5 protein-coding genes and 1 rRNA gene are annotated in these 6,945 nt (G+C 47.4%); all 6 read right to left on the bottom strand.

Features of this window, described 5'->3' with window-relative positions:
• Positions 1–155: ribosomal RNA gene (locus tag H7T88_RS21335) — 16S ribosomal RNA — on the bottom strand; the annotation flags it as partial.
• 684 nt (positions 156–839) lie between these two features.
• Positions 840–1,394, bottom strand: coding sequence for a GNAT family N-acetyltransferase (locus H7T88_RS21330; RefSeq protein WP_221790184.1), 555 nt, complete (start codon positions 1,392–1,394; stop codon positions 840–842).
• Between the two features lie 180 nt (positions 1,395–1,574).
• Positions 1,575–3,182, bottom strand: a complete 1,608-nt coding sequence (locus H7T88_RS21325) for a response regulator (protein ID WP_221790182.1) — start codon at positions 3,180–3,182, stop codon at positions 1,575–1,577.
• Entirely contained in the window at positions 3,179–5,029 is a 1,851-nt protein-coding gene (locus tag H7T88_RS21320; protein ID WP_221790180.1) for a sensor histidine kinase, read from the bottom strand. The genes H7T88_RS21325 and H7T88_RS21320 overlap by 4 nt, the downstream gene beginning before the upstream one ends.
• A gap of 66 nt (positions 5,030–5,095) precedes the next feature.
• The gene (locus tag H7T88_RS21315) at positions 5,096–5,944 is read right to left on the bottom strand and encodes a carbohydrate ABC transporter permease (RefSeq protein WP_090924199.1); all 849 of its coding nucleotides are present in this window, start codon (positions 5,942–5,944) and stop codon (positions 5,096–5,098) included.
• A complete protein-coding gene (locus tag H7T88_RS21310; RefSeq protein WP_397351819.1) occupies positions 5,941–6,891 on the bottom strand; it encodes a carbohydrate ABC transporter permease in 951 nt (316 codons plus the stop codon). The genes H7T88_RS21315 and H7T88_RS21310 overlap by 4 nt, the downstream gene beginning before the upstream one ends.
• Positions 6,892–6,945 lie beyond the last annotated feature (54 nt).

Below are 6,945 nucleotides of genomic sequence, written 5' to 3'. Positions count from 1 at the left end.
AGTTGTCCCAAGCTTGAGGGCAGGTTGCCTACGTGTTACTCACCCGTCCGCCGCTAAGTATCAGGAAAGCAAGCTTTCCATCAACTCCGCTCGACTTGCATGTATTAGGCATGCCGCCAGCGTTCGTCCTGAGCCAGGATCAAACTCTCCAATAAAGTTATTGAAAAGAGCGATAAGCTCATTTTGAATCTGACGAGATTAAAAATCTCATTTGTGTTCCGGTTTTCATACAGCCAGATGGCATGTACCAAAAACCTTCACGTCATTCTGCAAGCAGAATGTTTACTCACTCGTTGTTCAGTTTTCAAAGATCAAACGTATTCAGTCACCGTCACTCATTCGCTTCAGCAACTTTTATATCATACCACTTCCGAACCAACTTTGCAAGCTCTTTTTTTCAAGTTTCTTTTGAAGCTTGTTTTTATTTGCTTGCCGCACCGTGTAAACTGTGTTTTCTTGGCCGGATTTAGAATATATCATAACATACAACCTTTTTGCAACTTGTAAAATATCCCATCTATATGTCGACATTAGATCAAAACCATATAACATCAGCCTGCTTCTATAATGATAATTGAAACTGCCCTCACACACTACATTCCTTTACTTACCCTACTCGTTTCAGCTACACATGAAATACACCTTATAAAATACTCATCATTTAAATTTATCCAAGGAATCCTGTGATACTAGACCAGCTCTTATTTTTTAAATGTTTATTCTCAGCTAGCTTGTATTAATCATACAACCCTTCCATCTAGCAATAGGGATAAAACTATCTATGGTAACATTTGTTCCGTGTATTCTAGCTACTAAGCAAAGACCCCTAATTTCATATGTTATCTCGTTCCATCGGGAAATCTGGCCATCATCACTGTATCGTAATACTCTCCATCCGCATGCCTTCGATCTCGCTTGAGGACTCCTTCAATCTCAAAACCACTCATCTTATATAATCGTATCGCTTTATCATTCGTTGAAAGTACCTTTAACGTTACCTTTTCGATCCCTTGTTCATCCGCCCAATGTAAGGACGATTTCAGTAACTCTCTTCCTATACCATATCCCCAGAAGGAACGGGCAACACATACCCCAAACTCGACCTGATCCGAAAAACGCTTCAACTCAGATCCAGCACACCTGCAGTACCCGACAATGTCACCTGATGCCACAGCAACCAGAAACAGATTGTTACGTTTTGCGGTATCCATGCGAATCAACTCTTGGAACCCCGAAGCATCAATGTAGGCTTCGCCCGCTTCACGATCCATATTATCCGTCTCACCGTCTAGCTGTACACGAAGTGAGCACAACGTATCTACATCCTTTTCCACGGCTGAACGAATGGTATATTGCATTCCTTTGACTAGGTACTCCTGATCATCAATGATCATCTCGCCTCTCTCACACCTTTCAACCTTAACATTAACAACATCATCAACTCTGTTTAGGCTACATTCCACACTCACCTTGTCTTATTCTCTTCTATATACTGCTCTGTTCGGTGCGCCAACCTCACTCGATCTGACTTAGAATCCCGAATCTTCAACCTGCCAGACTGACAACTAATCCACTCAGCCAATCTCTGACGGGCTTTTCCCCGTCAACATCTTGAACACCTGACTAAAATACGTCGCATTGCGGAACCCCGTCATTTCACTGACTTCGTACACCATATAATGTCCCGACTGCAGTAGCTCCACTGCCCGCTGGATACGGTATCCGTTCAGGTAGCTGACGAAATTCTCTCCGGTTACCCTTTTGAATAGCTGGCTTAAATACTTGGGATGCACAAAAAGACCTTTGGCAATGGCCTCGAAACTGATCTCCTCTGCGTAATGTTCCTCAACGTATTGTTTCACTTGAGCGATAAGTTTGTTGCTTTTCTTCTCGCCCATCTCCTTGCGGATCTGCTCCAGCCATCCCTTAATGACGCCATCCATCCAGTTTATCAGATCATGCAAGGCATATTTCGACTGTATTTCACGCAGGAAGTCACTCATCGTGAGAGGCGGTGTCAGCATCGGCTGTTGCTTTTTCCAGCTATGCATCATCGTATCAAATAAACTAACCGCTACCACCTGGGCATCCTGAATGCTTGCACAGTTCCCCTCTTGTAGCGAATGGAATAATTGAAGCCAGACCTCCTCCGCCTGATCAATCCGTAGATCGGCCCACGCCTCATCCCATTGATGAAGCAACAATGAATAATCTGTCGCGCTTCGCTCCACCTCTTCCGATGTCTCCACATGATAAATGCGGTTCCCACCCTGAAACTCCGCTCGTTCTACCGCTTCCCTGCTCTCCAGATAAGAATCGATGACCTCGCAGGGATGCTCTTTCACCCGACCAATGCCGGCGCTAACTTCAATTTTCAGATACGTAAAGATCTGATCAATCATGCGACCTACGAGAGCCTGCAAGTCCTCAAAATAATCCTTGTCTCCAAGCATAACGAGTACAAATACCTGATCCGAATAATCCACAACCTCCACTTGGCAATTCGCCATCTCAGCAGTCTGTTGCTTCACTGTTTCCTGGATGATATCCGCCGCTCCATAACGTAACAGTTGCCAGTCTCGCTCTTTCATACGTGTCATAAAACCCGGACGATTCAACTGCAAACTGACTGCACGAACCTTATCATAGATTTGAAACCCGATATAATCCATCCGTGCCTCGGGCAATTCGTCCGCTCGATAACGTGTGGTCAGCAATTCATGAAGAAACTGTTTGCGTAAGTAAGGGAGCACTCTTCCCGCTTCTTGTTTATACGTCCGCTCCAGCCGCTCTCGCCGCTCTCGCACATCTTGTTCCAGCAACACTTCCCGTAGCACTGACTCAATCTCTTCCACCTCCGCTGGCTTTAGCAAAAAGTGATTCACGCCCCAGCGCATAGCCGCTCTGGCGTTTTCGAACTCGTCATATCCACTAAGGATGATAATCGGCAAGTGGGGATAGTCACGCCGCAACTCCTGCGTGACTTCAAGTCCAGTCATGCCCGGCAAGTATACGTCGGTCATGACAAGATCCGGATGCACGCGCTGGAACAGCTCAAGTGCATCCACTCCACTCGCAGCTGTACCAGCAATACTCAGGCCCAGGGAGGGCCAGTTAATATGCTCGGTCAGCGCTTTAATAATATGCGGGTCGTCATCGACAAGCATAATGGTTTTCATCATTTTTCACCGTCCAGCCACAGATTTAAATGCTCTTCGGTCTCAATGCGCGGTAGTGTAATCTCCACCTCGACACCGCCTGAACTTCCATTCCGTAGTTGCACGCCATACCTTTGTCCACAATACAACTGAATACGTTGATGTACATTACGAACACCGATACCTCGTGCATCCTCCATGTTCCAATCCTCCGGCAAACCTTGCCCATTATCCATGATTCGAATGGTGATGTCAGCAACAGACCCTTCCGCCGGGGCAATACATACTTGGATACGCAACGTTCCTTCCAATGGATGCCCATGCATCACGGCATTTTCAATAAAGGGTTGCAAGATGATCTTGGGGATGTGACACCCACGTATACGTGGATCAATGCGTTCCTCATATTGAATCGAGAATGGCAAGCGTTCAGATTGAATGCTGACGTAACAACGGGCATGCTCTAATTCATCCCTTACACGGATAAACAATCTGCCCCCACTCAGCCCGATCCGCAGCAGCTTGCTCAGTTGCACAATCATACGACTGATGTCCTTCGCTTCATAATCAAGCGCACGCCAGTGAATCATATCCAGCGTATTGTATAAGAAATGAGGTTTGATCTGAGCCTCAAGCAAGCTGGTTTGCGCTTCCCGTTTCGCTCGACTCTCTTCTTTGACCTGCTCCATCAGCATCGTAAGCTGTGAAGCCATATGGTTAAAACCATATGCCAGATGAGCGTACTCCTCCGTGAAGGAGAGCTGTACACGAGTGTCGAAGTCTCCTTTTTCGAGTTGCCTCATTCGTTTGATCAACTGTCGCAAAGGGCGGATAATCTGCCGTACAAACAAATACGCGAGCACAGCCGAGCATAGAAGCCCAAGCACAGCGATGCCAAGGATCTGCCACCCTGCTTGGCGAACCGGGGATAACAAGGTGTATACAGGAATGGTCTGCACAAGACGCCACTGAAGCATAGCAGGTCTGGAGTACAGCACCAGTTGTGCCCCTCCCGGTTGACCTGATACTACTTCGAATCCGTCTTCTCCAGGGCGAGCATGCTCCTGAATCCAGGCACTATCTATAATAGAAGATGATGAGTCAGTCCCGTCCACCGTTCCTTGAGCTATGGTCTGCTTTTCTTCGGGACGTGATTGATCTTCTTGATCGGACTGACCTGTACTTCCCCCTGACGGATCAGCCTTCCCCATCTGCATCACCACATTGCCGGCGGTATCCACCAGTAGCACTTTGCCATCAAGCACCATTGGAACATCGGCAAACCTGCGTACGATATCTGCTCTGCTTAGACGAATGAGCACATAAGCGACCGTCCCGCCTCGACTATCATAGATCCGCTGTGCATATCCAACCAAGGATTGTCCCGATTCATTCTCACGTAACGGAACCCAGGCTGCGTCCGCCTTCTCCAGTGCGGCAAACCATGAATCATTCGATATAGCATCTACAGGGAAAATACGGTCAGCCATGGTAACTGTCACTTCATTAAAAGCATCCGTATACAGCTCAATCGAGGTAATCCCATCACTCACCACCATGGTATGATCCAGAATTTTTGAAACCTCTCTCCGCTGATGAATTTGTGCCAACCTGCCCGTATTGGATGTATCCAGCAAGTTGGACAACTCCCTGTTGCTTGCGAGCCCATAGGACGTGCCCGTTACCCCAGTAATAAAATCAAAGCCTCGCCTGGTGCTCTCATTCAAAAGAGCAAGACGTGCTTTGCTGATTTCGGTAAATGTGACCGCAGAGAAGGATTGATAAGCCAGCCATACAATAATGGAGACAAGCAGTAAATTAAACGCAATAAAGCAAGTCACCATCAATGTGGAGAGCTTGCTTTGTTGCAACTTTTGAAGAATGTAGGCAGACCATCTTGTTTTTCGCACTCGGAATCAACTCGTTTCGTCTTGGAATTACCCTTTGAGCCCAGAGGTCGCGATTCCTTCCACGAAGTACTTCTGACACACGATAAATACGATAAAACATGGCACAAGGGATAACACAGACATGGCAAACATCGGACCCCAATCGGACTGTGAGCTCGAATCCAGGAACAGGCGTAGTCCCAGCGGAACGGTGTACTTGCTCACATCGCTCAGGTAGATCAATTGACTGAAGAAATCATCCCACGTCCACAAAAACGTAAAGATCATCGTCGTTACCAGTGCCGGAAAAGCGAGCGGGATAATGATTTTGGTATAGATTCTTACCGGGCCACAACCGTCGATCGTCGCTGCTTCATCCAGTTCTCGCGGTAATCCCCGGAAAAACTGTACCATAAGGAAGATGAAAAACGCGTCAGTTGCCAACCATTTTGGTACAACAAGTGGCAAGTACGTATTCACCCACTCCAACTGATTAAAGAGAATATACTGCGGGATTAGCGTAACGTGGTGCGGTAGCATAATCGTCATCAGCATTAGCCCGAAGCAGATTGCTTTGAAGCGGAAGTTTAGCCGGGCGAAGGCATAGGCCGCCATCGAACAGGAGATCACATTGCCCAGCACGGCTCCAAGCGACAGAACGATGGAGTTGGTCAGAAATTTGGAAAAGGCATTCCCCTGAGCGCCGGACCAGCCCGTCATGTAATTTTGCCAATTCCATTCCTTTGGCCAGAACCAAGTTTCTGTAAAAATCATGTGCCCCGGCTTGAACGAGCTGCCCAGCATCCACAGAACAGGATAGAGCATCACAAGGGCAATACCTGAAATCAGTACATGTTTGGTGACAATCCATGCTACGGAGTTACGTTGTCCAATCATGATTTTCCACCATCCTCATAGTGTACCCACAACTTGCTGCTGCGGAATACGAGCAATGTAAATACGCCGATCAGGATTACCAGCACCCACGCCATGGCAGAAGCATAACCCATCTGAAAGAAGGAGAACCCTTTTTTGTACAGATAGAGAGAGTACATCAATGTGGAATTTACAGGACCCCCGCTGCCGTTACTGATAATGAAGGCCTGTGTGAACGATTGAAAGGACGTAATCAGCTGCATAACTAAGTTAAAGAAGATGACAGGTGACAGGATCGGCAACGTGATATAGAAAAATCTCCGCATCGGACCCGCACCGTCTACCGCAGACGCTTCATCATACTCCGGTGGAATCTGTTTGAGTCCTGCCAGGAAGATGATCATGGATGAACCGAACTGCCATACAGACAACAGAACAATGGAATACAGTGCGTACTTCGGATTAGCCACCCAGTCAGGTGCTTTAATGCCTACCATCGCCAGTACGCTGTTGAGCAATCCGTCACCGCCCAGCATTTTGCGCCACAACATTGCGATAGCTACGCTGCCTCCCAGCAATGTAGGGATGTAATACACGGTGCGGTATATGCCAAGTCCGCGAATGCCTTTGTTGAGCAGCATCGCGACAAATAAGGCAAAAATCAGTTTGAGTGGGACGGAGACAGCAACGTAAGTAAATGTCACCTGAAGTGACTTGGTGAACAGCTTGTCAGACGTAAACATGGTGACGTAGTTATTCAGACCGACCCAGTTTGGAGCGGCAAGAATACTATAATCGGTAAAGGAAATGTATAACGAAGCAAGCATGGGACCCAGGGTCAGAAATACTAATCCGACAAGCCAAGGAGCGAGAAAGAGCAGAGCGGCTCCATTATGGGCGTATCGACGTTTCATGCGCCGGGCGGCTACTTTCTCGATTCTGGCTTGACTGACCTGTGATGTCGTCATTTTCGCAACCTCCCCGCAGGATTTGAATTCATCGGAACGGTTTCCGCCAGGTGT

The organism is Paenibacillus cucumis (ex Kampfer et al. 2016) (assembly GCF_019748695.1).
GTDB lineage: Bacteria > Bacillota > Bacilli > Paenibacillales > Paenibacillaceae > Paenibacillus > Paenibacillus polysaccharolyticus.
Note: the sequence above shows the minus strand (reverse complement) of the source record. Positions and strands in the feature narration are given on the sequence as shown.

What these genes read in the sequence shown, in the direction of transcription:
- H7T88_RS21330 (WP_221790184.1), bottom strand. Translation starts at nt 1,394, where the DNA reads ATGATCATTGATGATCAGGAGTACCTAGTCAAAGGAATGCAATATACC.
- H7T88_RS21325 (WP_221790182.1), bottom strand. Translation starts at nt 3,182, where the DNA reads ATGATGAAAACCATTATGCTTGTCGATGACGACCCGCATATTATTAAA.
- H7T88_RS21315 (WP_090924199.1), bottom strand. Translation starts at nt 5,944, where the DNA reads ATGATTGGACAACGTAACTCCGTAGCATGGATTGTCACCAAACATGTA.
- H7T88_RS21310 (WP_397351819.1), bottom strand. Translation starts at nt 6,891, where the DNA reads ATGACGACATCACAGGTCAGTCAAGCCAGAATCGAGAAAGTAGCCGCC.